The organism is Collinsella tanakaei YIT 12063, assembly GCF_000225705.1.
GTDB lineage: Bacteria > Actinomycetota > Coriobacteriia > Coriobacteriales > Coriobacteriaceae > Collinsella > Collinsella tanakaei.
In genome coordinates, this window is sequence record NZ_JH126475.1 from 34,107 (window position 1) to 58,459 (window position 24,353).

Consider the following 24,353-nt stretch of genomic DNA (forward strand, 5'->3'; position numbering starts at 1 on the left):
TTTTAGGTAAGGAGTGCATGTGACCTCGCCGTTTGAGCATTACCTCTACGTGTTGCGCTGCGGTGACGGCAGCCTCTACACCGGCTATGCGGTTGATGTCACGGCGCGCGTTGCGGCCCATCAAGCCGGGCGCGGCGCCAAGTACACCAAGTCGCACGCACCGGTGAGCCTGGTGGCGCAGGCGCGTTTCTATTCCAAACAGCGCGCCATGAGTGCGGAGGCCTTGTTCAAGAAGCTGCCGCGAGAGCGCAAGGATGCGTTGCTGGCCATGGCAGCCACAGAGCCGCTTGAAGACGTTCTTTGCTGCGAGCTGCCCGGCTTTGGTGATGATTCCGCCTGCGAATTCGTCGCCCGCAGCTTGAGCGAACAGGTTGACCCTGCGTACAGGGACTTCATGGCTAAACTCACGCCCACGGTTGATCCTAAGCGCATGGTCGGCGTGCGCACGCCCGCCTTGCGTGCAATCGCCAAGGAGCTCGTCCACCGCGATGATGCCGCGACGTTTCTGCGCGCCTTGCCGCACCGCTTGTTCGAAGAGAACCAGGTGCACGCCTTCGCTATTGGTCAAGAGCGCGATTTTGGCCGCGCGCTCAAGCTGTACAAACGCTTCTTGCTCCATGTGGATAACTGGGCCACGTGCGACCAGCTGCCGGTGAAAGTTCTTGCGAAAGATCCTTCGCGCACGCTTGAGCAGGTTGAGGTATGGCTCGCTTCTGGCCGCTGCTACACCATCCGGTTTGGCATCGGCGTGCTTATGCGTCTGTTTTTGGACGAGTTGTTCGACCCGCGGTTTCTTGATATGGTCGCGACCTCTCGCATGCCGCAGACGGCTGCGGACGGTTCGCCCGCGTCTGAGGACGATATCTACTACGTGGACATGATGCGCGCGTGGTACTTTGCCGAAGCGCTCGCGAAGCAGGAATCCGCTGCGTTGCCGTATCTGCAGCGCAAGGGCGACGCTGCACTTTTGGACGAATGGACCCGTCGTAAGGCTATCCAGAAGGCGATTGAAAGCCGGCGCATCTCGTCCACCATGAAGGAACAGCTCCGCGCGATGCGCTGATTATCGATGATGTTGCTGCATTCCTCATTTGTGCGAGTACATTCGCGATGAGGTATTTTGACATGAGCGCGAATAGGGGCTGCCGCCTCGGTTACCCTGTTGTGCAACACGCGCACTAACAGGAGGTCTCGCATGGAACTTGGCATCACCATTCCGCTTCAGAAGTTCCTCAAACTCAAGCAGCCGCCGTACGGAACCTGTCCCGATCCCTTGTTTTGTTGGGACGTTCACCGTGTCAAGATCGCTAACGGCAAGGTTTTGATGATCGTTTCGAATGCTTCAAGCTATTTCGCTGCCGTCACCCGCATGACTGCCGCCACGTGGAAGCGCTGGGAGGGCGAGGCGGTGGGGGCCATCGCGGATTCCATGGCGGTGTCTGGTTTTGATGAAGCTACGATCAGGGCGTATTTTGATGCTGCGGGAGCAGAGGCAAGCGAGAGCCTCTATCGCCCTACGGAAGGCGTGGAAGTCACCAAAACGCATGGCCGCGTCTCCGTTGGGCACATGAACCAGTCGGTCGATATGATTTGGTTCGAGAACGTCGATAGTCAATGCTCGGTTCAGTCCGACATGTGCTACCTGCTAAATAACAAGTTGATTCGCAACTGCTCGCTGCGCAAATCCTATATATTTCCGGCGGAGGCCTTTGCGGAGAGCCTGGCGGAGCATGGGATTTTGCGAGGCAAGGTCACACTGAACTAGATCGAGCTTGCAAGGACTCGCTTTCCATAGGGGCTAGAGATGAAAATCACCCGGATAACCTCGAACAAAAAGCGCTATCTCGACCTGTTGCTTCTTGCGGACGAGCAGGAGGACATGATCGACCGCTACCTCGAGCGCGGCGACATGTACCTGCTCGCCTGCGATGGCCGGCCCGCGGCGCAGTGCGTGGTGACCGATGAGGGCGAGGGACTTCTGGAACTCAAGAGCCTTTCGGTTGATCCGCGCTTTCAAGGCCGGGGCTTTGGCAAGGCCCTTATCTCCTTTATCGAGCGTAACTATCGCAGCTCCCACAACGCGCTGCAAGTTGGTACGGGCGATGTCCCTTCGACCGTCGGCTTCTACAAACACTGCGGTTTCGCGCTCTCGCATAGGGTGGCAAACTTCTTTATCGACAACTACGACCATGTCATCATCGAGGACGGACGGCAGCTTATCGATATGGTGTACCTGCAAAAACCCCTGGTAGCAACTACAAAAGAAGAACTGCTGAGGCAGGATGAGTCGCGCGATCTTCTGGTGTGCGGCCGCCCTCTTTCCGCACGTGCGGACGATGGCTGCTGGGATGACTCCATCCGCGCGGATTATTGCGCGCATGAGCCTACGCCTACCCCATATTTCATTCTGGAGGACCTCTTTAGCCGTATTCATCTGGACGAGGATTCGCATCTGCTCGATGTGGGCTGCGGCGCGGGGCGCGTGCTTGCCTACGCGGTGGAGGCGGGGCTGCTGGGGCATTTCACTGGCGTGGAGCTTGACCCGGCGCTGGCGGCGCGGGCGCAGTCATGGGCGGGGCCGTTTGACCAGGTCGACGTGGTCTGCGGCAGCGCGCTCGATATGCCGCTGGAAAGCTTCACCCATTTCTACCTGTTCAACCCGTTTGACAACAACGTACTTCTGGCGTTTTTGGACAAGCTGGAAGCCCAAGCGCGGCGCCGGGTGGTACTCGTCCATATGTCTGACAACGGCGAAAACTATTCCTACATGGGCCGCCCCGGCTGGACGCTGCAAGAGCAAGGCGAGTTCTGGCGTTATCCGCATGGGGACAAACGAGGCTTTACGATGTTTGGCTGCCCACAGCACTATTCGATCTGGGGTCTCGACCCTGCTCGAACGGAGTAGGCAAAGGTTGCGGGTGAGGGTGCGACCGTGCATGGTGGCGGCCGACCGTGCCGTCGCGCGACTTTTCTCGCACGCGTATTGAGAGGACCGCGCTTCTTTGCCACCATAGGATTGGTCTTGTAAGGAGGTGCGGAGATGACGCAGCTAGAAAACCTCAATCGCGCCCTCGCGGTTATAGAGGCATCGCTTGAGGGCGATGTCGACTACGAGGCAGCGGCGCGTGCGGCAGGGTGCTCGCGCTACCAGCTCGAGCGCATGTTTCCCTATCTGGCGAACGTGAGCCTGGCGGAGTACGTCCGTCGTCGCAAGATGACCAGGGCGGCGTCCGACTTGCTTGATCGCGACGCCAGGGTGATAGACGTCGCCCTGCGCTACGGGTATGACTCTCCCACGGCGTTTGCCCGTGCGTTCAAGCGCGTGCACGGCGTCTCGCCCAGCGAAGCGAAAAGCGAGGGCGTTAAGCTCGCGTCATATCCGCGCCTTGTGTTCACCTTGTCCGTAAAAGGGGAGGAACCAATGGATTACAAGATTGTAGAGATGCCCGCCTTTCGCGTGGTGGGCGTGCCGTCCACGGGCGAATGGGAGCTTGAGGATGCGGGCGAGAAGGCGGTGCAGTACTGGGTTGATGTGGAGCCGCAAGTCGATGCGCTGCTTGGTCTATCGGATGGGGAGCCGGCGGGCCTGCTAGGCGTGCAGTTTTGCCGCGACGGCGCATTCGACGGCTATATGGCATGCGTGGCTACGCAGGCGCCCTGCCCGGACGGCATGGCGGTGCGCGTTGTTCCGGCGGCGACCTACGCCGTCTTCGAGTGCACGGGTGACGTTTCGACCGCTATGGGCGAGCTGTGGCATCGCGTGTTGAGCGAATGGCTGCCGTCGAGCGGTTTTTCATGGGAGAGCGGTTCTGATGTGGAGCGCTATCTTTCCAGGGATATGCACGCGGCAGACAGCAGAAGCGAGCTGTGGCTGCCCGTGGTCCGTGCGGAATAGGGCTGCTTGCAGCCTATATCGATGGTCCGCAGCTCTTTTCAATTTGATGAACAACTCCCATTTTATAAGGTGCCTGTGGTATAAACATGCTGCAGCGGACACACTTTTATCGCCGCTAGCAAGCAGATACAACTGAAGCGTTGCGCCCGTCGGAAGGCCCCGGCGGGCGTTTTCCCGTGGCGGACGAGGCGGCGGCGAGTCGCCCCGTTCGCCGTGTCGACGTGCCGCGGGGCGCTTCGCGAGCAAGAAAGGGGGCGGCGGCGCGTGCATCGCGACAAACTCAAGCCGATCCTGTTCAGCATCATCGGCCACTCTACAAAAGAGGAGCTCAAACGGCAGATCCCTAGGGATATCGTCTCGGGCATCGTGGTCGCGGTGGTGGCGTTGCCGCTGTCTATCGCGCTGGCTATCGCTTCGGGCGTTGGCCCGGAGCAGGGCCTGTACACGGCGATCGTCGCGGGCTTCATCATCGCCCTCATGGGCGGCAGCGCCGTGCAGATCTCCGGTCCCACGGCGGCGTTCGCCACCATCGTCGCCGGTATCGTGGCGACGGACGGCATGAGCGGGCTGGTTGCGGCTACCATCATCGCGGGCGTGCTGCTGATAGTTATGGGCGTCATGCGCTTGGGCACGCTCATCCGCTTTGTGCCGCATACCATCACCACGGGCTTTACCGCCGGTATCGCCGTCACCATCGTCATCGGCCAGCTCAAGGATTTCATGGGCCTCACGTATCCGACGGGCACCGCGCCCATCGAGTCCATGGACAAACTCGCTTGCGTGGTACAGAACCTGGGAACCCTCAACGTGCAGGCGCTCGCCGTCGGCCTGGCTTGCCTGGCGGTTCTGGTGCTGTGGCCGCGCGTGACCGAGCGCGTGCCCGCGTCGCTGGTTGCGGTGCTTGCCGGAATCGCCCTGGTCTCGGGCCTGCATCTTGATGTAAACACCATCGGCGACCTGTACTCCATCCAGGGAGGTGCTCCCCGCTTCGTCATGCCGCAGCTCAGCTTGGACCTGCTGCGCCAACAGCTGCCCAACGGCTTCACCATCGCCGTGTTGGCGGCAATTGAATCGCTGCTGTCCTGCGTGGTGGCGGACTCCATGATCAGCTCGCATCACCGCGCGAACATGGAGCTGGTGGCGCAGGGCACCGGCAACATCGCCTCCGCGCTGTTCGGTGGCATCCCCGCGACCGGCGCCATCGCCCGCACCGCGGCAAACATCAAAAGCGGCGGCCGCACGCCCATCGCCGGCATGGTCCACGCCGTGGTGCTGCTGGCGGTGCTGGTGCTGCTCATGCCCTACGCGGCGCTGATTCCCATGCCCTGCATCGCGGCGATCCTGCTGCAGGTTGCCTATAACATGAGCGGCTGGCGCAACGTGGTCCACATCTGCCGCACCGCCTCGCGCGGCGCCATAGCGGTGCTGCTCACCACCCTCGTCCTCACTATCGTCTTCGACCTGGTCACCGCTATTGGAGCCGGCATGGTCGTCACCATCGTCCTCTTTATGAAGATGGTGAGCCAAGAGACCGAGGTGCGCGGTTGGCGTTACTACTGCGATGAGGATTCCGAGGTTACGCACCTGCGCGAGCTGCCGCGCGCCGTCCGCGTGTACGAGATCAACGGTCCCATGTTCTTTGGCATGACCGATCAGCTCAACAACATCTCGGTTAAGGACTTCACGCGCGTACTCATCATCCGTATGCGCGGCGTGCCGTCGCTCGACTCCTCGGCCATGCACGCTCTGGAGGACCTGCTCGATATGTGCCGCGAGCGCGGTGTGCAGCTGGTTATCTCGCATCCCAACGACCAGCCCATGCGCACCATGGAGCGCGCCGGTTTTGTTGACCAGGTTGGCCGCGAGAACTTCTTGCCCAACATCGACGCCGCTATCGCCCGCGCCGCCGTTTTGGTGGACGAGAAGTAGCGAGGACGGCGCCGCCCGCGTTTGTCGCTACAATGGCAAGGTTCAACCTTTGCGCAAAAGAACAGGAATCAAACCCTATGGCATCTCTTGCTGACCAGATCTCCTCGCGCCGCACGTTCGCGATCATCTCGCACCCGGACGCCGGCAAGACCACCCTTACCGAGAAACTGCTGCTCTATACCGGCACCATCCAGTCCGCCGGCTCCGTCAAGGGCAAGCAGAACGCCCGCCATGCGGTGTCCGACTGGATGGACATCGAGAAACAGCGCGGCATCTCCGTTACCTCGTCCGTATTGCAGTTCACCTATGGCGGCTGCTGCGTCAATATTTTGGATACCCCCGGCCACCAGGACTTCTCCGAGGATACCTACCGTACCCTGATGGCCGCCGACGCCGCGGTCATGGTGATCGACGGCGCCAAGGGCGTCGAGGCCCAGACCAAGAAGCTCTTCCGCGTCTGCGCCCTGCGCGGCATTCCCATCTTCACGTTCGTCAACAAGATGGACCGCGAGACCCGCGACCCCTTCGACCTTATGGAAGAGGTCGAGAACGTCCTGGGCATCCGCACGTACCCCATGAACTGGCCTATCGGCAATGGTCGCGATTTCCGCGGCGTCTTCGATCGCGCCAGCCGCCACGTGCTGGCATTTGAGGGCGACGGTCGCGCCAACGGCACCAAGAAGGTTGAGGAGGTCGAGGCGACGCTGGGCGACGCCGCCCTCAACGAGCTGATCGGCGAGAACAACCATAAGAACCTTATGGACGATATCGAGCTGCTGGACGGCGCCGACTCCGAGTTCGACCTGGACGCGGTGCTTTCCGGCAAGCTCTCGCCCGTGTTCTTTGGTTCCGCCCTCACCAACTTTGGCGTCGAACCCTTCCTTAAGGACTTCCTGCGTCTGGCTCCCGGCCCCTCCACGCATGTGGACTCGCTTACCGGAGAGGTGGTGGAGCCCACCCGCGAGGAGTTCTCCGGCTTTGTCTTCAAGATCCAGGCCAACATGGATAAGAACCATCGCGACCGCATCGCTTTCGTCCGCATCTGCTCGGGCAAGTTCGAGCGCGGCATGGAGGCCTACCATATGCAAGGCGGCCGCAAGATCAAGCTGGCTACCGGCACCACCATGATGGCCGATGACCGTGCGATCGTGGACGAGGCGTACGCCGGCGACATCGTGGGCCTGTTCGATCCGGGCATCTTCAGCATCGGCGACACCCTGTGCGCCGGCAAGAAGCACGTGCAGTTCGCGGGCATCCCCACCTTCGCGCCCGAGCACTTCGCCCGCATCACCCAGGTGGACACCCTAAAGCGCAAGCAGTTTGTGAAGGGCATGGAGCAGCTCGCCATGGAGGGCGCGGTGCAGATCTTCCGCGAGTTGGGCGCCGGCATGGAAAGCGTTATCGTCGGCGTGGTTGGCACCTTGCAGTTCGAGGTGCTGGAGCAGCGCTTGAAGAGCGAGTACCACGTTGAGGTGCGCCGCCAGCCACTGCCCTACACGGATATCCGCTGGATCTTGAACGAGCCCGGCAGCATCGATATCGCCGGCCTGTCCCTCACCCGCGATACCCTGCGCGTCGAGGACATGCGCGGCGGCAAGCTGCTGCTGTTCACCAGCCCGTGGAACGTCGACTGGGCCGCCGACCACAACAAGGAGCTCAAGCTCTCCGAGTTTGGCAACGTGGAGTTCTAACGCTTCTTTGGGTTGCCCTGCCCGCCGTCGGGCGCGACCATTTTGATGAAACAACAAAAAAGGACGCTTTTTAGGCGGTGAACTTGCCTGAAAAGCGTCCTTTTTGTCTTCTCACTATAGGGGTGCGCGGGGAACGTGTGCCGAGAGCGTGTGCCGGGGGCGCGCAGGGGCGCGGTCTGGGGGCGCTCCGTTGATTACCTGCAAAGACGCGCCCCTCTGGCCATTCTTACCCCAGCATGCCGCTGGCGACGGAGACCAGGGCGATGATGACGCCGACGATGGACTCGCCGCCCAGGATGCCGGACGCCACGATGATGCCGGATTCCTCATGCGTGGTCTCGGCATCTGCGGCGGTGGCGCGTCGTGCACCGATGCGGTCGTAGACCGCCTTGATGAGGGCTCCCACCGCGGCGGTGAGCGACATGTAGAACGGCAGGTAGATGCCAAGACCCAGCATCATCGAGGGGATGCCCAGGCAGTACAGGGCGATGCCCGCGATAATGCCGATGCCGAACCCGGCGACGCTGGGGATGCCGGAGACCATGGTGGCGACCACGCTGGCCTGGGCGGAGACGAAGAGCTTGCCGGGGCCGAAGGCTTCGGCGCCGTACGCGCCCAGCAGCGCCGCCATGACGGCGACGGAGACGATGCAGCCCAGCAGCGAGCCGATCGCCTGACCGCGCCACAGGTCGCGCGGGTTGGTGCCGATGATGGCGCCGGTTTTGAAATCGCTCATGACGTCGCCGGCAAGACCGCATGCGATGGCGATGATCGCCGCGACGAAGAACAGCTTCACCTGGTTATGCTCGCCCATGGCGGCGATTACCAGAAGGACGATGAGGCCGAAGATCTCCATGGGGTCGATGCCGGTCTGACCCACGGATTGCGCGCTCATGATGGTGGTGACAAAGGCGAGCGCTACAACCACAACGGCGGCGATAGGGGAGAGTCCCAGCACCAAACAGGCCAGGCAGGCGGCGGCTGCCGTGAGGAGGCCCAGCGCGCCGGCGTCCATGCGGGAGAGGCTGCCCAGCATCCCGGGTTTATCGTCCGCGTCTTGCGCGGCGCCCGTCCCGGTGGCGCGGCCGCGCTTAAGGTAGCCCGCGGCCTTGGGCAGGATGTCCTTGATCACCACGCCCAGGCCGGATCCCATCATGAGACCCATGCCCAAACTTGAGACAATGCCCTGCGCCGTCGCGACGTCCCACAGTCCGGCGGCGCTGCCGCCCACGATGATGCCAAAGTTGCCGATGAGCGCTCCCGCGAACCAGAAGGCTACCGCGGCTCCACCCACCAGAAAGCCCACGGAGCACAGCATGGGCGAGTTGTAGAGCGCGAAGTTCACGCCGGGAATGGGCAGCGCTGCGACCATGGCGGGGATCACGCCCGCCACGTCGCGCAGGGCGCACCAGATTCCCGCCAGCGCCATGGAGCCAAAGAGCTTCTTGCCCGTGGCCCCTCCCGCGCTGCTGGCCAGCAGGGTCTGCGCCGCCGCGGTGCCAATGGGATATTCCAGGTCGGACTCCTCCACAAAGCGACGGCGGATCAGGGCGGTGCATACCAGGCCCAAAAGCGTGCCGGCGAGCGCCACGGCCAAAAGCTGAGGCAGGCTTACCTGCTCGTCGAGCCCCAGCATCCAGATACCGGGGATGGTGAAGGCCAGCCCGCCCGCCACCATGGAGCCGGCGGACATGATGACCTGGGTGATATTCGCTTCGTTGAGGCTTTTCCTGCCCAGCGCCCGCAGCACCACCAGGGCGGTGATAGAGGTGAAGATGGTGGGCCAGGGCAGCGCTCCCATCTTAAGGGCGGTGTACACGGACGACGCCGTGATGATGACGCAGCCCACGCATCCGACAACAATGCCGGCAGGCTTAAGCTGCTCGCGCGATTCCGCGCGACCGTTCGATGTATTCATCTGTTCTCCTTCGTATATCCGCTTCCCCTGCAGCGGGAAGTCGGGTTACGGCTTTAAGGACCGCTATAGTATAGACGTCGACCCCTCGCGCGGCGCCGTTATTCGGCCCCCGCGTCGATATATGTTTGGAGGCCCCATATGGAGCACATAACGGGTGCGTCTAGGGATGCGTTTCGCCCCTGCACCCTGCTGGCCGTTGACCTTGGCAACACCACCACGCGTTTGGGCGCGTTTTTGGACGAGGAGCTCCTGGGTACCTGGGACATCACCACGCCTGCGGCGCTTACCGCGGACGAGGCGTTCTCGCATATCTCCCACGCCCTGGCGATGTTGGGTGTCGCTGCTCCTTCCGAGACCATCCTTGCCAGCGTGGTGCCGTCGCTTACGGACGCGTGGCGCACGGCGCTGTCCCGCGTTTGCGAGGGCCGCGTCTACGTGGTGGGGCCCGGTCTCAAGAGCGGGCTTCGCATGCGTATCGACGATCCGTCCGAGGTGGGCGCCGACCGCGTGGCGGACGCCGTGGCGGCCCGCGACGCCTACGGTTCGCCCGTGGTCGTAGTGGACCTTGGCACCACAACCAACATCGAGGTCATCGATGGGGACGGTGCCTTCGCGGGCGGCGTGATCGCGCCGGGCGTCGCTTTGGGCGCGCGGTCGCTCGCGGCAGCGGCGGCCCGCCTGCCGGTGATCGAGCTGCGGGCCCCGGCGAGCGTTATAGGTCGCAACACCCGTGCCGCGATGCAGTCCGGCGTGGTGCTGGGAGAGGTCGCTCGTGTGGACGGGTTGCTTGACGCGGTTATGGCGGAGCTGGGGCAGGAGGCGCCGGTGGTTATCACCGGAGACGGCGCGTCCGGTTTGGCGCCGCTGCTGGCCCATGCGGTGGTTGTGGACAACACCCTGACCCTGCGCGGGCTTTACCGTATCTGGGCGCATGGCGCTGTCCCGCGCTCGCGGAAGCGATGCGATTGAGATATGACGGAGATGCATATGGAAAATAACGACGAGCTTGCAGCCGACCCGACTGCGCCCTTCGCGCCTTCCGTGCGCGAGCATGCTAAGACGGTCGGCGTGGTGCTCGAGGGCGGCGGCTTTCGCGGCATGTATACCGCGGGCGTGCTCGATGTGTGGATGGAGCACGGCCTTGAGGTCGATGCCATGGTGGGCGTTTCCGCAGGTGCGGCGTTTGGCTGCAACTACAAATCCCGCCAGATAGGCCGTGCGGTTCGCTATAACAAGCGCTTCTGCACGGATCCGCGCTACGCGGGCCTGCGCGTGCTGCTCAAGACGGGCGACCTTTACAGCCGCGACTTCGCTTATCGCGAGGTGCCGCTGAAGCTCGACGTATTCGATACCAAGGCCTTCTCGTCCAACCCCATGCGCTTCACCGTGGTGTGCACGGATGTGGAAACCGGGCGTCCCGTTTACCGCGATCTTCATAGCGGCGATGTGGTCGATATCGATTGGATTCGCGCGTCCGCCTCCATCCCCGTGGTGTCCCGCCCCGTGGAGCTTGAACACGAGGGACGCATGTTGCGGTTGCTGGACGGCGGCGCGGCGGATCCCATCCCCGTGGCATGGATGGCGTCGCAGGGCTACGCCAAGCAGGTTGCCGTGCTCACCCAGCCTAAGGGTTTTCGCAAACAGCCCCAAAAGCTCATGCCGGTGATCCGCCGCGCGCTACGGGGCTGCCCCCGCGTGGTCGAGCTGCTCGAGGGGCGCCACGAGCGCTATAACGCGCAGCTTGACGACGTCGCCGAGCGCGAGGCGGCGGGGGATCTCTTTGTCATCAGGCCCAGCGAGTCGGTGAAGGCGCCGGCGGTGATCAAGGACCCGCAGGAGCTCGAGGACATCTACCAGGTGGGGCGCCGCGACGGCGAGGCGACCTACGGGGACCTGCTGGCGTATCTCGCACGCTAGCCCCATGCGCACCATGAAAGGACGATGATGATCGAAACTCTCCAGGTACCGCTTCTGCTGGTCGCGTCCAAAGGGGCCGATCCAGAGCGCGTCGCCTCCGTTGCCGCCGCGACCGGGGCCAAGGTCGCTGAAGGCGCTCCGGGCGGTGCCTTGGCGCTGCGGTTGGACGAGGGCGGCCTTTCGCTCGAACGCGACGGCATGGTGCTGCGGGGCGACTTTGCCGATATGCTTCCGCGCCTCAAGCAGGCGAACCTGTCGCGTGAGCTTTTGGTGCGCGCCGCCAAGATCAAAGGCGCCGTCTCGCCCACGGCGGTCGATGCGACGGCGGGCTTGGGACAGGATTCCCTGCTCCTGGCCGCCGCGGGCTTTACCGTCACCATGTTCGAGAGCGATCCGGTGATCGCGGCGTTGCTGCAAGACGCCCTGGACCGCGCCGCAACCGATCCCCGCCTGGAGGGGCTCGTCGCCCGCATGACGCTGGTGCGCGCGGACAGCATCGCGGCGCTTCCCATGATCTCCCCCGCGCCCGATGTGGTCTATCTCGACCCCATGTTCCCCGAGCGCACCAAGAGCGCTGCGGTTAAGAAGAAGTTTCAGCTGCTCCATCATCTCGAAAGCCCATGCGAGGACCAGGAAGAGCTGCTTCGCGCGGCCTTGCTGGCGCATCCGCGCAAGGTCGTCGTCAAGCGCCCGGTCAAGGGCCCGCATCTTGCCGGCGTCAAGCCCAGCCATACGGTTGCGGGCAAAGCGGTGCGCTACGACTGCATCGTGCCCCCGCGCCCTTAAGCTCGCCCCTTAATCTGCTTGCCCTATGGATAGGCGACGCGGAGGGCGTACGCGGGCGGGGCGGGGGTACATATCCATGCAGGCTTTGATTTGCCGCGCGCCCGCGGGCGCGATCGAGTGAGAGGACTATCCCCATGTGCACGGGTATGAGGTTCAACGATACCGAAGGCAACATGTTCTTCGGCAGAAATCTCGACTGGACGTTCGACTATGGCGAGCGCGTGCTGGTGGTTCCCCGCGGTTTCAAGCCGGCTTCCCCCTTTGGGGCGACGGCCGAATGCTCCCATGCGCTCATAGGCATGGGTTTGGTGGAACAGGGGCAGCCCATGCTGTTCGATGCCGGCAACGATGCCGGGCTCGCGGTCGCCGGCCTCAACTTCCCCGGGTACGCCGGGTATGAAAGCGCGCCGCAGGAGGGGAAGACCAACGTATCCGCCTGGGAGTTCCCGCTTTGGGTCTGCGCCAACTTCGAAAGCGTCGACCAGGTCGTCGATGCCCTCCAAACCACGGCGATCGTGGACGAGCCCATCGCTCCCCAGTGGCCTTCCGCCCTGCTGCATTGGATCGTGGCGGATCGCACGCGTTCGGTCGTGGTGGAGTATACCGATGCGGGTATGCAGGTCTTCGATAATCCTGTGGATGTTTTGGCGAACCAGCCCGGTTACAGCTGGCATGCCGAGAACCTTCGCAACTATCTCAACGTTTCCAACGCGTGGGGCGGCGAGGGGTCCTTTGGGCGCCCGCTCGCCCCGTTTGGCGCGGGTGCCGCCCAGCGCGGGCTTCCCGGCGACTACACGTCCCCTTCGCGCTTTGTCCGCGCCGCGTACGTAAACGCCAATTATCCTCAAAAGGAGCGGGAGGCCGCCAACGTGAGCCGCATGTTCCACTCGCTTTCCCAGGTAGCGATGGTCGAGGGTAGCGCGATGGCACGTGACGGCAAGACCGAGAAGACGCTCTATACCGGATGCTTCTCGTCGGCTACCCGTACGTATTACTTCAATACGTACGAGGACGTATCGATTCGCTCTTACTGTTTGGACGAGTATCCCCAGACGGGCGATGCCGTCATCGAGGCGTAGGTCCCCGCGCCGCTACATCGTCCGCCTGAGATACAGGACGCCGTAGGGAAGTAGCGTCAGCGACCCCTCAAGTTCCAAAAGGTCTCCCGTTTGCGGATAATCCGGCGCGGCGTTGGGGTCGTCGGCGCACGGTGCGCTTGCCAGAAGTACCTCAAAGCGTCCGTTGAGCGTTCCATCGTTCAGGGTGAATGGGCAGTCCTCGGCGTTGACGGCAACAAGCACGCGCTCGGGCGTCTGTTCGCTCTCCGCGGCGGCGTCGCGCTCAAACAGCAGTTGCTTGTTGGTGATCACCACGTTGCGATAAGAGCCGTGGCACAGCGCCCGCGATGCGCGGCGAACGTGGTTGAGCTCGCAGATGTATGCGGTGAGCTGGTTGGGGGCGCCGCCGCCTTCCCAGCCTGCGGCTAGGTGCTCCAGGGCGTCTGCCGCCGGCACATCAAGCTGGGGGCGAAGCTCCACGTCTGCCAAGTAGCCGGTGCCCTTCTGCCCAAGCTGCCCCCATTCGCTGCCGTAGTACAGGCAGGGGATGCCGGGCATGCCAAAGAGCACGCCATAGGCTCCGCGGAGGTGCTCTTTGCAGGTAAGGATGCTTGCCAGGCGCGTTACGTCGTGGTTGTCCGCAAAGCTCACCAGGTGCTTGTCGCGGTAGATGCACCACGGGTCGCCGCCAAACTGGCGGTGCAGCGAGTGGGCGATCTCAAACATGTTCATGGAGTTGAAGCTGGAGTACAGGCCCTTATAGCATTCGTAGTTGGTGCACGAGTCCAGCATCTCGTCATTAACGATAAGGTTGTAGTCGCCGTGCAGCACCTCGCCGATCAACGGAAAACCGTCGCCCGCCTCGCCGTCAAAGCGGGGTTCTGCCCCCAGCTCTCCCGCTACTTGGTGCAGGCGCTTCACAAAGTCGCGGTCCAGGCTGTAGGCGACATCAAGGCGCAGGCCGTCCACGCCCAGCTCGCGCTTCCACATGCGCACGGCGTCGAGCAGGTAATCGATGACGGCGGGGTTGCGCAGGTTGAGCTTCACCAGGTCCTGGTTGCCCTCCCAGCCCTCGTACCAAAAGCCGTCGCCAAAGTGGGTATCGCCGTCAAAGCTGATGTTGAACCAGTCTTTATAGGGAGACTCCCAGCGTTTCTCCTGCACGTCTCGAAAGGCCCAAAAGCCGCGTCCCACGTGGTTGAATACCGCGTCCAGAACCACGCGCGCCCCGCAGGCGTGCAGCGCGTCGACCGTCTCTTTAAAGTCTTGGTTGGTACCCAGTCGGCAGTCGATGGTCAGCATGTCGCGTGTGTTGTATCCGTGCGTGTCAGAGGAGAAGACCGGGTTGAGCAAAATGGCGCCCACGCCCAGCTTGCCCAGATAGGGTGCCCAGTCAATCAAGTGCCGTACGCGATGCAGCGACGCCTGCTCTTCCTGCGCGGCGTCATCATCGATGGCGGGGGCGTCAAAGGGGCAGCCGAGCATGCCCAGCGGATAGATCTGATACAAGGTGGTGTCGAATGCCCACATAAGAAGTCTCCCTAGAGTCGCCGGGGCGCAATGCGCGGCATGGCTTTCGCTTGCTGGCCCGGGCCGGTGGTGCCTGCATGCTTAAGGATAGTTCGCCCGCACGGGCGCGGACGGCGCATATCGCCCAGCGGCGCAATAGGTGGTACCGTTACAGGGCATGGCGGCGCATCGACGCGGAGGACGGTGACGCACGCGGCGGATAAGGTGGACGAGAAAGGGCGAGGGTTCATGGCTAAGGCATTCGACCAAAGGCAGATGCAGGCGCTGGCAGCCAAGAAGGCGGCGTTTCGCGCGGCGCCGCTTCACAACGTGCGCGCCTCCAAGGGCATGGGCCCCAACAAGGCGTGCGGCCACAAGGGCGGCATCTGCCGCCAGGGATCAAAGCGCGGCTAAGACGGCTTCGAGCCGGATGCAGGGTGCGCCGGGGCGTCTGCGCGCTAGAGCCTGCCCGCTACAGCGTGCATGATAAACAGGACAATGCCCATGGCAAACAACGTTGCATGCGCGGTGACGGGGGAGTTTAGGCGGCATTTGACGCTTGGGTGCATGCAAGCGCCGGACAGCGCGAAGAGGGCGAGCGACGCCCAGCCCAGCGTATAGGCCTCTGGTCGTGCGCTGGAGCCGTAGGCCATGGCGGCCAAGCCGTGGACGGAAGAGGCGGCGAGCAGCACCCTGCCGATTGCGATGTGTCCGCGGCCAAGCCCAACAGAGTCTCCGCCTGACTTCAGCTTCGCGCGGACCGCCTGGATGGTAAGCGTCGCCAAAGCGCCAAGGGCGACTAGGGCAGAGACGATCTCGATAATAAGGACGGGTTTCATGCGGCATCCTTTCTTGAAAGGGGCGCACAACGCACCCGCTTATCGGCCAAGAAAGTTAACCATATAAAACAAATATGCCAGTAGAAGAAAGTTTACCGTGCATAACTTTCTCACAACGCCCTATTGGCAGGAGCATCCCGTGCCAGATGCGTCGGCGGGCGAGTCGGCGGTGTCCAGGCCCGCTTCTATCTCGCGGTCGCGCACAAGCTCAAGGGCGGCGATCGCGCATTCGAGCATGCCCTGGTCCGCTACGTTGGTGGTGATGCGCTGCATCTGCATGCCGGGCCATAGCACAATCTTGACCAGGGGGTTATCGGGGTGCGCGCCGGCCCATTTCACGGTGACTTCGTAGGATGCGCCGGCGACTAGGGGCAGCATCACCAAACGCGACGCGAAGATAAAAAGGTTGCGGGCAATCCCCTGGATGCCCCACGCGTCAGCCAGCTGCGCCACGGGCACCAATGAGTGGACGATGATGGCGATGGTGACGGTCATGACAAGGAAGGCGGTGCCGCAGCGCACATGCAGGCGCGAGTAGCGCGCGGCGTTTTGGGGCGTGAGGGCGTCGCCGTGCTCGTAGCAGTGGATGGTCTGGTGCTCGGCGCCATGGTAGCCAAAGACGCGAGCCATCTCCGGAAAACGGCCGCACAGCCAGATATAGCCAACCAGCAAGGCGATGCGCGCCAGCGCCTCGACCAGATTCCAGGCAACGGAGTTTTCCGGCGTGAGCTCGCCCATGATGAGGTTCGATAAAAAGACCGGCAGCGCTAAAAAGACGCCCACGCCCACCACGGCGCCCACCGCGCTTGCGATGAGAACATCCAGATGCATGCCATCGTCCGTATCATCCTTGGCGCATGCGCCGGCATCGTCGGCTCCGTCCTCATCCGGATATGCGTGCTCCGCGGCGATGTTCATGGCTTTCAGCGAGAGCTGCATGGACTGAACAAAAGAGACACAGCCGCGCACCAGCGGCCAGGACCACCAACCAGGGCGGCCGGCGGGGTCGGGAAGGTCATGCGCTTCGGTGTAGATCTGCCCGTTGTCCTGGCGCACGGCGACGGCCCAGTTGAGCTTGCCCCGCATCATGACGCCCTCGATCACGGCAGAGCCTCCAATGTGGGTGCGAAACAGCTCGCCGTCTTCTGCTGTGCCCTCGTTGGTGCGTGCGCTCATGGTGGTCTCCATACTCTTGCATATCAACATATCAACGCGCATATGCGTTGGCGGTCAGGGTGGGCTTTGGCGTTGCGGAGCCAAAGCGGTGCCATCAACCATACCGCAACTAGGGGCGGGTGCGGCTAGAACAGGGCGAAGAGAACCGCAACCACCACGGCGGGCAACAAGTTGGCAACTTTGAAGGTCCGCTCCCAGATGAGGTTTACACCCACGCTGAAGATGAGGATTGCGCCCACGGTGGAGAGGTTGGCAATAGCCGCTGCGGACATGATGGGCTGGATCAGGCGCGCGAGCAGGGTGAGCGACCCCTCGAATATAAAGACGGGTATGGCGGAGAAGATGCAGCCCTTGCCCATAGACGCCGTCATAATGCAAACAAGCAGCGCGTCGATGGCGCCTTTGAGGATGAGGGTGGAAGGGTCGGCGTTGATGCCGTCTTGGATGGATCCCACAATCGCCATGGCGCCTATGCTCACCGTGAGCGACGCCGTGACAAAGGCGTCTACAAATGAGGAATCTCCCGCGCTGCCCGTCTTATATTTGAGCCATTCGCCAAAGCGGCCAATCTGGTGCTCCAGGTTGATCCACTCGCCCACAAGCGCTCCGGCAGCCAGCGACACCACGATCATGGCGGTGCCGCCGCTTACCAGCTTGCCGTCGGCAATGGAGAGCATGCCGCCAAGAGCGCCGGCGAGTCCCACAAAAAGCACGCTCAAGGCCGTCGCCTTCATAAGGCCGTCTTGCAAGCGCGGGGTGATGAACCTGCCAAAAAGCATGCCGGCGATGCCGCCGGCGACAGCCAAGGCGGTGTTGATAAGCGTGCCAAGACCGATCATGTGCGGACTGCTCCCATCCAAATGGAGCGCCGCTGCCAAACGTTGGTGCGGCGCCCGTATTCATTTAATGAGATGGTAGCAAACTCGAGCCGGGCTAGCGCAGTCTCGAGGCCGCCCGCACTGCTTGGAGGGCGGCTTTCTGCGCGCCGGCTGGGGACGGCAGGCCGCGGCCGGTTTGCGCCCGCTCTATCGCCTTGGCAAGAAGCCCGGGGTCATCGAGTTGGTTTGCGGTGACGTGGATGGTGGTGAGGCCCGGAAACGCGCTGGCGTCAACGGGCGCGCTGGCGGGGTCATCGGTCACTTCAAAGGCAACGTGAAGATCGGGCAGGTAGAGCGCCATGATTTCTCCCATCGGTTGGCGTGGCGGGGCTATGGTTGCCCCCGGTGCGGAATACCCTACCTGTCCCCGCGCACGGTAAATCTCCCCCAAACCTCGTCCAAATCTGCACAGGGCAGCATGTCACCCCCTGGGGGTGTGACGTTGCGGATGGAACGCACATAAAACATGCGCAATCTGCCCTTTTCCTTTGGTGGGCCGTGCGAGTTCACGTGCTTGACATAATCCGTCGCGCGTGCGCGCGATGCCCGGGGTTCAGGCATAATTGCTGGATGCACTCTATCGAGATAAAGGCAAAAGAACGGGGGATGAGCCGCGCATGCAGCAAATACAAGCGTTTGGTGCGGATTATGACGAGTACCGCCGTGACGAGTCGCGTGTCCAGGGCGAGGCGGAGAGCATCTCGTTTCCGACGACGGAGGACGAGGTCTCCGCGATTCTTTCCAAGCTGACGGCTTCCGGCACCGCCGTGACCGTGCAGGGGGCTCGTACGGGCCTGGCCGCGGGCGCGGTGCCGCACGGTGGGCACGTGATGAACCTGTCCCACATGAACCGCTGCCTGGGCGCGCGCCGCGGTGGGGACGGCACGTTCTACCTCACGGTGCAGCCCGGCGTCATCTTGTCGGAGCTGCGCAAGTACCTGGCAAATAAAACCGTTCCCTGCACGGGTTGGGCGGATGAGGACCTAGAGGTGCTCGAGCAGCTCTACGCCGCGCCCACCCAGTTTTTCCCCACGGATCCCACGGAGGCCTCCGCCTGCCTGGGCGGTATGGCGGCGTGCAACGCCTCCGGTGCGCGCAGCTACCGCTACGGTCCCATGCGTTCGCACGTGAGCGCGTTGCGCGTGGTGCTGGCTGATGGCGACGTGGTGGCGCTCAAGCGAGGCGAGGCCCACGCGCGCGGACGTGCGCTTACGCTTGAAACCGTGGGCGGGCGCTGCATTTCGGTGCCCCTGCCCGCCTATGCCATGCCGGCGAGCAAGAATGCTTCTGGCTATTACGTAGAGGACAACATGGACGCCGTCGACCTGTTCATAGGGTCGGACGGTACCCTGGGCGTCATTACCCAGTTGGAGCTGCGCCTATCCGCGTTGCCGGCACTCACCTGGGGCGTCAACTGCTTTTTTATGGACGAGAAGTCCGCGCTCAACGCAACCATCGCTATGCGCGACAGGCTGCCTCGCGCCGCGGCGCTGGAGTATTTCGATGGCGACGCGCTCGACGTGCTGCGTTCCCAGCGCGAGCGCTCCGCTGCCTTCTCGTCCCTGCCTGCGGTGCCAAAGTCCTATGCCGCCTGCGTGTACGTGGAGCTCGAGTGCGATGATGCCGGCCAAGCTGCTGCGGACCTGCACCTGTTGGGCGATCTTTTGGACCAGTGCGGGTCGAGCCCCGCTTATACCTGGGTCGCCCGTACGGACGTGGACCGCGAGCGCCAGCGCTTCTTCCGCCACGCCGTACCGGAGAGCGTCAACATGCTGATCGACGAGCGCAGGCGTACCGACCCCTCGATTACCAAGCTTGGCTCCGATATGTCCGTTCCCAACGAGCGGCTGCATGAGGTGGTGGCGTTGTACCGCGACACGCTTGCTCAGGCGGGCCTGCAGTCCGCGGCGTGGGGCCACATTGGAAACAACCATCTGCACGTGAACATCTTGCCGCGCAACGCGCAGGAGTACGCGGCGGGCAAGCGCCTATTCGCCCGGTGGGCGCGCGAGGTGACCGCGATGGGCGGCGCGGTTTCCGCAGAGCACGGCGTGGGCAAGATCAAGCGGGACTTCTTGCGCATCATGTACGGCGACCAGGCGATCGATCAGATGGCTAATACCAAGGCGGCGCTGGACCCCCAGGGAATCTTGGGTCGCGGCAACCTGTTTGACGAGGACGAGCTCGACGCGGCCGTCGCCCGCGCGAAGGGAGGCGAGCTGTGATGCATGTCGTTGTGTGCGTCAAAGCGGTGCCCGGCAGCACCGAGGTCAAAATGGATCCCAAGACCAATACCATCGTCCGCGACGGAGGGCAGGCGGTTATCAACCCGTTCGACGCCTCCGCGCTGGAGACGGCCCTTCGCATCAAGGATGCCGCCGCGGAGCCGGCGGACGTGCGAGTGAGCGTTCTGTCCATGGGCATTCCCGCCACGGCGGATTTGCTGCGCGATTGCATCGCCCGCGGCGCGGACGATGGATTGCTGCTGAGCGACCGCGCCTTTGCCGGAGCGGATACGCTGGCGACCACCTACGCGCTGTCACGCGGTATCGAGGCGTTGGGCGGCGCCGATCTCATCTTGTGCGGAAAGATGGCCGTCGACGGCGATACGGCCCAGATCGGTCCCGAACTTGCAGGCACGTTTGAGTGGCCGTGCGCGACCGATGTTGTCGAGGTTCGCGGGCTGGAACCGATGTGCACATGCGTGCGCGCTAACATCGATCGCGGCGTGGCGTCGCTGGCCGTGCCGCTTCCCGCCGTGCTGACGGTGTCCAAGGACATCGCCGATCTGCGTATGCCCAGCATCGCCGGCATCATGGCGGCCGAGACGGTCTCGATCGAGGTTCTCGACGCGAAGCGCTCCGCGTCGGACGCGCGCCGCATTGGTTTGAGCGGGTCTCCCACGCAGGTGGTGAGGTCGTTTGTTCCCGATCGCGCCGACGGCGCCGTGACCGTTCCGGGCGATGCGGCCGAGCAGGCATGCGCCTTGGCCCAGCTGATTGAGGGGATGTCGCTATGAGTGGCTTGCTGGTAGATAAAGACCTGTGCATAGGCTGCGGCCTGTGCGTCAAGGCGTGCGGCAACGCCGGTATCGTTGTGGAGGGCGAGCGCCCCAACCGCTTCGCCCACGCCACCGATGGGTGCATCCTGTGCGGCGCGTGCGTGCAGACATGCCCCAAGAAGGCGATTTCCATCGCGCGCGATGAGGATGGGGACGAGACCCCGCAGCAACGCGCAAGCCGCCTGGCGGCTTATAAGGATGTTTGGGTGTTCGCGCAGGTCGACCAGACGGGCCGCGCGCTTCCCGTGGCGTTCGAGTTGCTGGGTCGCGCCCGCGAGCTCGCGGCTATTCGCGGCTGCCGTGTTGTCGCCCTGCTGGGCCAGGGCGCTACCGCCCCGCAAGACCAGGCTCCAGCGCTGCTCGCGGCAGGTGCGGACGAGGTCTTGCTGTGCCGCGATGACCGTCTGGCAACCTTGGATGCGCGGGTCTACGCGCATTGGATCTGCGATATGGCGGGCGAGCGCAAGCCGGAGATCATCTTGTACGGCGCCACCGCATTTGGACGAGAGCTCGCGCCGGGCGTGGCCGTCCGGCTGCAAACGGGCCTTACCGCGGACTGCACGGTTCTCGACATCGATCCCGCCACGGGCCTGTTGCAGCAGACGCGCCCTGCTTTTGGTGGCAACCTCATGGCCACTATCGAATGCCCGCGGCATCGCCCCCAGATGGCCACCGTTCGCCCGGGCATCTTCGCTGCTCCCCAAGTAGATGCTTTGCATGCCGAGCGCGGCCGCATCACCCAAGTCGCCCTGGCCGACGCCTGGCGGCCGAGCGTGCGCGTGGATGCCATCGAGCATGCCGGCGCGACGGACATCATCACGGACGCCGACGTGTTGGTGGTAGCGGGTCGCGGCATCGGTTCCAAAAAGAACCTAGCGGTGGCTCAGCGGCTGGCAGATGTCCTGGGTGGCAAGCTTGGCTGCACGCGCCCCTTGGTGGAGTCCGGTTGGCTGGAGTACTGGCACCAAGTGGGGCAGACCGGTGTGTCCGTATCTCCCAAGCTCCTCATCAGCCTGGGCGTCTCCGGCGCTATCCAGCATGTGGCGGGAACGGGCGGCGCGCGGACCGTGATCGCTGTCAACGAGGATCCGAACGCCCCCATCTTTGGATCCGCCACCTATCGCGTGGTGGGCGATTGCGTGGAGGTCGCCCGCGAGCTGACGGCGAGGCTTCAGGCCTAGGCGTGGCGCCGGGCCCGGATAGGGTAGGGCGAAGGCCCTGCGGTACAAATAAGACCATCAAGGGCGGTCGAGTTTTTCGTCCGCCCTTTCTATGCGGTGACGAAGGTCTGTTTGGGCACCCGGTTTTGACGCGGGTGCCCAAACAGACCTCTTGGTGCGCCGGGGCGTCCGCCTCGGCCCCCAGTTTGGATGCGGGTGCCGAGGCGAACATCTTGGAACGATGGGATGTCCCTTTGGGCACCCGGTTTCAAATCGGGTGCCGAGACGGGCGTTCCCGAGCACGCAGGCGTCCGTTCCGTCCCCGAGTTTGAGATCGGGTGCCGAGACGAACGCACCCGATGCTCTTGCATGGCCGCTTCGGCACCGATTATTAATCTCGGTGCCGAAAAAGCAATACGGCCCGTATTAACATCAGGCTCGAGTCCCCGCTCTTTTGCTCGATACCGTTGGCGCGTGAAATCTGCTCGTTTGCAGGAAAGATGACGGCGCCCAGTACTTGCTCGCACTTGATTCTGTATAAAGGTAATACCTATTACCTACTACCTATCAACAATGGATGGGGAGGAGACCGACCATGTACCAGTCCCACGAGTTTTACCTTCGCCGCTGCATCGAGATTTCCAAGGATTCCCGCGCCCACGGCAACACGCCGTTTGGCGCCCTGTTGGTCGATAAGGACGGCAACATCTTGATGGAGCAGGAGAACATCGAGATCACCGAGAAGGTCTGCACCGGCCATGCCGAGGCGACGCTCGCGGCGTGCGCGTCCCATGAGTACTCCAAGGCGTTTTTGTGGGATTGCACCCTGTACACCACCGCGGAGCCGTGCGCTATGTGCGCCGGCGCCATCTACTGGGCGAACATCGGCCGCGTGGTATACGGCATGACGGAGCGTCGCCTGCTCGAGCTCACCGGTTCTAACGAGCAGAACCCCACGTTCGACCTGCCGTGTCGCAACGTCTTCGCATGCGGTCAGAAAAAGATCGAGGTCGTGGGACCCTTCCCCGAGGTCGAGGTCGAGGCTGCCGCCGTGCACGAGGGCTATTGGGACTAGCTTGAATGGCCCGGCGCATGCTTGCCCGCGCGCCGGGTTTTTGTCCGCTTTCCAGAAGGGAGGCCCTTGTGTTCGAGGAGAACATCTCTAAGGGCAAAATGCTCGTAATCGCGTTCCAGCACGTTCTCACCATGACGCCGGGCACCATCGCCGTGCCCCTGCTGCTGGCCGGCGGCCTGGGGCTTGATGCCCAGACCACCAGCTTCCTTGTCGCGGCGAACTTCTTCACCAGCGGTATCACCACGCTGTTGCAGGTTATCGGCATCGGTAAGCTTATCGGTTCGCGCTATCCCATCATCTTGGGATCATCCTTCGCGCCTTTGGCGCCCATGATCATGATCGGCACGCGCTACGGTTTGCCCACGCTCTTTGGCTCCATCATCGCTTCGGGCGCGATCATCTTCTTGCTATCGTTCTTCATGGACAAGGTTATGAAGTTGTTCCCGCAGGTAGTGGTGGGTACCTTTGTTACGCTCATCGGCGTGAGCCTGGCTCCTTCCGCCCTGCGCGACCTTGCGGGCGGAGAGGGAAGCGCCGCCTTCGCCTCCGTTCCCAACCTCGCCCTCGGCTTTGGCGTGCTGGTTTTCGTCCTGTTGGTCGAGCGCTATGGCAAGGGCATCTGGCGCAGCATGTCTCTGCTGCTGGGCATCGTATTCGGCACGGTGGTGGGCGCCTTCCTGGGCATGGTCGACCCCGTGCCCGTTCTGGAGGCGGCGCCCTTCCAGGCGGTAACCCCGTTTGCCTTCGGCATGCCGGAGTTCCATATCGTCCCTATCCTGTTTATGGTGGTGTTCTGCGTCATCAATACGCTGCAGTGCATCGGCGTCTATTCGGTGGTGGACGAAATCACGGGCACCACGTCCACGCCTCAGATCGAGTCGCGCGGCATCCGCGCCCAGGCGTTGGGCCAGATGGTTTCCGGAGCCTTCAATTCCATTCCCTCCACTATGTTCAACGAGAACGCCGGCTTGGTCGATTTGACCCGCATCAAGGATCGCAAGGTCTTCATCGCTGCCGGCATCATGTTGATTGTCGTGGGCGTATGCCCGCCAATCGCCGCGGCCATAGTCGCCGTACCCAAGTGCGTGCTGGGAGGCGCCACCATTGCGCTGTTCGGCATCATCACCTCGTCCGGCATCTCGATTCTGCCGCGTCTCGATTTTGGCAAGAACAATAACTTCAAGATCGTCGGCACCAGCATCGCCATCGGCGTGGGTTCGCTGTATGCCTCCGAGGTGTACGCCAACCTGCCCGAAGCCATCTCGATGGTCATGAGCAACGGCCTGTTCATGGTGACGCTCAGCGCCGTGGTTTTCAATCTGCTGCTCAACGGTAAAAAGGCCTTGAGCGTGGACGAGTAGGAGGCTGGGGCGGTTCCGGTGGTCAGCCGCCTCTCTATAAAGAACCCTTCCTATAAGGCGCTCGGCAATGTGATCGTTAGCGGTTGCTGGCCGGGCGCCT

22 protein-coding genes are annotated in these 24,353 nt (G+C 63.1%); 16 read left to right on the plus strand and 6 right to left on the minus strand.

Annotated features, from left to right (window positions below):
• Positions 1-19 precede the first annotated feature (19 nt).
• The 6 genes from HMPREF9452_RS10635 to HMPREF9452_RS10665 all read left to right on the plus strand — a co-directional run bounded on the left by HMPREF9452_RS10635 (position 20) and on the right by HMPREF9452_RS10665 (position 7,515).
• Complete coding sequence (locus tag HMPREF9452_RS10635; RefSeq protein ID WP_009142139.1) at positions 20-1,063, plus strand: DNA alkylation repair protein; 1,044 nt, start codon at positions 20-22, stop codon at positions 1,061-1,063.
• A 132-nt stretch (positions 1,064-1,195) separates the two neighbouring features.
• A complete protein-coding gene (locus HMPREF9452_RS10640) occupies positions 1,196-1,765 on the plus strand; it encodes a DUF6933 domain-containing protein (protein WP_009142140.1) in 570 nt (189 codons plus the stop codon).
• 39 nt (positions 1,766-1,804) lie between these two features.
• Positions 1,805-2,905 carry a GNAT family N-acetyltransferase gene (locus HMPREF9452_RS12055; protein ID WP_009142141.1) on the plus strand — a complete coding sequence of 367 codons (1,101 nt, stop codon included), beginning with the start codon at positions 1,805-1,807 and terminating at the stop codon, positions 2,903-2,905.
• Positions 2,906-3,040: 135 nt separating this feature from the next.
• Positions 3,041-3,895: an AraC family transcriptional regulator gene (locus HMPREF9452_RS10655; protein WP_009142142.1), complete on the plus strand. Its 855-nt coding sequence runs from the start codon at positions 3,041-3,043 to the stop codon at positions 3,893-3,895.
• 264 nt (positions 3,896-4,159) lie between these two features.
• Positions 4,160-5,824, plus strand: a complete 1,665-nt coding sequence (locus HMPREF9452_RS10660; RefSeq protein WP_009142143.1) for a SulP family inorganic anion transporter — start codon at positions 4,160-4,162, stop codon at positions 5,822-5,824.
• A gap of 77 nt (positions 5,825-5,901) precedes the next feature.
• Complete coding sequence (locus HMPREF9452_RS10665) at positions 5,902-7,515, plus strand: peptide chain release factor 3 (RefSeq protein ID WP_009142144.1); 1,614 nt, start codon at positions 5,902-5,904, stop codon at positions 7,513-7,515.
• Positions 7,516-7,741: 226 nt separating this feature from the next.
• On the opposite strand, the gene HMPREF9452_RS10670 is transcribed toward HMPREF9452_RS10665, so the two are convergent.
• Entirely contained in the window at positions 7,742-9,433 is a 1,692-nt protein-coding gene (locus HMPREF9452_RS10670; protein ID WP_009142145.1) for an OPT/YSL family transporter, read from the minus strand.
• 138 nt (positions 9,434-9,571) lie between these two features.
• Here HMPREF9452_RS10670 and HMPREF9452_RS10675 point away from each other — a divergent pair, with 138 nt between their 5' ends.
• The 4 genes from HMPREF9452_RS10675 to bsh all read left to right on the plus strand — a co-directional run bounded on the left by HMPREF9452_RS10675 (position 9,572) and on the right by bsh (position 13,215).
• Complete coding sequence (locus HMPREF9452_RS10675) at positions 9,572-10,402, plus strand: type III pantothenate kinase (protein ID WP_009142146.1); 831 nt, start codon at positions 9,572-9,574, stop codon at positions 10,400-10,402.
• Positions 10,403-10,420: 18 nt separating this feature from the next.
• Complete coding sequence (locus tag HMPREF9452_RS10680) at positions 10,421-11,350, plus strand: patatin-like phospholipase family protein (RefSeq protein ID WP_009142147.1); 930 nt, start codon at positions 10,421-10,423, stop codon at positions 11,348-11,350.
• A gap of 27 nt (positions 11,351-11,377) precedes the next feature.
• Positions 11,378-12,136 carry a class I SAM-dependent methyltransferase gene (locus HMPREF9452_RS10685; protein WP_009142148.1) on the plus strand — a complete coding sequence of 253 codons (759 nt, stop codon included), beginning with the start codon at positions 11,378-11,380 and terminating at the stop codon, positions 12,134-12,136.
• Positions 12,137-12,270: 134 nt separating this feature from the next.
• Positions 12,271-13,215, plus strand: a complete 945-nt coding sequence (gene bsh, locus HMPREF9452_RS10690) for a choloylglycine hydrolase (RefSeq protein ID WP_009142149.1) — start codon at positions 12,271-12,273, stop codon at positions 13,213-13,215.
• A 12-nt stretch (positions 13,216-13,227) separates the two neighbouring features.
• Here the strand turns inward: bsh and HMPREF9452_RS10695 are convergent, their stop codons facing one another.
• On the minus strand, positions 13,228-14,724 hold the full coding sequence (locus tag HMPREF9452_RS10695; protein ID WP_009142150.1) for an alpha-amylase family glycosyl hydrolase: 1,497 nt from the start codon (positions 14,722-14,724) through the stop codon (positions 13,228-13,230).
• Between the two features lie 228 nt (positions 14,725-14,952).
• Between HMPREF9452_RS10695 and HMPREF9452_RS11885 the strand changes: the two genes are divergently transcribed.
• Positions 14,953-15,117: a hypothetical protein gene (locus HMPREF9452_RS11885; protein WP_009142151.1), complete on the plus strand. Its 165-nt coding sequence runs from the start codon at positions 14,953-14,955 to the stop codon at positions 15,115-15,117.
• A gap of 44 nt (positions 15,118-15,161) precedes the next feature.
• On the opposite strand, the gene HMPREF9452_RS10700 is transcribed toward HMPREF9452_RS11885, so the two are convergent.
• The 4 genes from HMPREF9452_RS10700 to HMPREF9452_RS10715 all read right to left on the minus strand — a co-directional run bounded on the left by HMPREF9452_RS10700 (position 15,162) and on the right by HMPREF9452_RS10715 (position 17,897).
• Positions 15,162-15,542 (minus strand): hypothetical protein, encoded by a 381-nt coding sequence (locus HMPREF9452_RS10700; protein WP_009142152.1) that lies wholly within the window; start codon positions 15,540-15,542, stop codon positions 15,162-15,164.
• 120 nt (positions 15,543-15,662) lie between these two features.
• Positions 15,663-16,718 carry a DUF1385 domain-containing protein gene (locus HMPREF9452_RS10705; protein WP_009142153.1) on the minus strand — a complete coding sequence of 352 codons (1,056 nt, stop codon included), beginning with the start codon at positions 16,716-16,718 and terminating at the stop codon, positions 15,663-15,665.
• A gap of 125 nt (positions 16,719-16,843) precedes the next feature.
• Complete coding sequence (locus HMPREF9452_RS10710; RefSeq protein WP_009142154.1) at positions 16,844-17,557, minus strand: DUF554 domain-containing protein; 714 nt, start codon at positions 17,555-17,557, stop codon at positions 16,844-16,846.
• Positions 17,558-17,651: 94 nt separating this feature from the next.
• Positions 17,652-17,897: a hypothetical protein gene (locus HMPREF9452_RS10715; protein ID WP_009142155.1), complete on the minus strand. Its 246-nt coding sequence runs from the start codon at positions 17,895-17,897 to the stop codon at positions 17,652-17,654.
• A 316-nt stretch (positions 17,898-18,213) separates the two neighbouring features.
• Here HMPREF9452_RS10715 and HMPREF9452_RS10720 point away from each other — a divergent pair, with 316 nt between their 5' ends.
• The 5 genes from HMPREF9452_RS10720 to HMPREF9452_RS10740 all read left to right on the plus strand — a co-directional run bounded on the left by HMPREF9452_RS10720 (position 18,214) and on the right by HMPREF9452_RS10740 (position 24,253).
• A complete protein-coding gene (locus HMPREF9452_RS10720; RefSeq protein WP_009142156.1) occupies positions 18,214-19,821 on the plus strand; it encodes an FAD-binding oxidoreductase in 1,608 nt (535 codons plus the stop codon).
• Entirely contained in the window at positions 19,821-20,615 is a 795-nt protein-coding gene (locus tag HMPREF9452_RS10725) for an electron transfer flavoprotein subunit beta/FixA family protein (protein ID WP_009142157.1), read from the plus strand. Before HMPREF9452_RS10720 ends, HMPREF9452_RS10725 begins: the two co-directional genes overlap by 1 nt.
• Positions 20,612-21,838 carry an FAD-binding protein gene (locus tag HMPREF9452_RS10730; RefSeq protein WP_009142158.1) on the plus strand — a complete coding sequence of 409 codons (1,227 nt, stop codon included), beginning with the start codon at positions 20,612-20,614 and terminating at the stop codon, positions 21,836-21,838. Before HMPREF9452_RS10725 ends, HMPREF9452_RS10730 begins: the two co-directional genes overlap by 4 nt.
• Before the next feature lie 574 nt (positions 21,839-22,412).
• Positions 22,413-22,892: a nucleoside deaminase gene (locus HMPREF9452_RS10735; protein WP_009142159.1), complete on the plus strand. Its 480-nt coding sequence runs from the start codon at positions 22,413-22,415 to the stop codon at positions 22,890-22,892.
• Between the two features lie 68 nt (positions 22,893-22,960).
• Positions 22,961-24,253, plus strand: coding sequence for a uracil-xanthine permease family protein (locus tag HMPREF9452_RS10740; protein WP_009142160.1), 1,293 nt, complete (start codon positions 22,961-22,963; stop codon positions 24,251-24,253).
• Positions 24,254-24,353 lie beyond the last annotated feature (100 nt).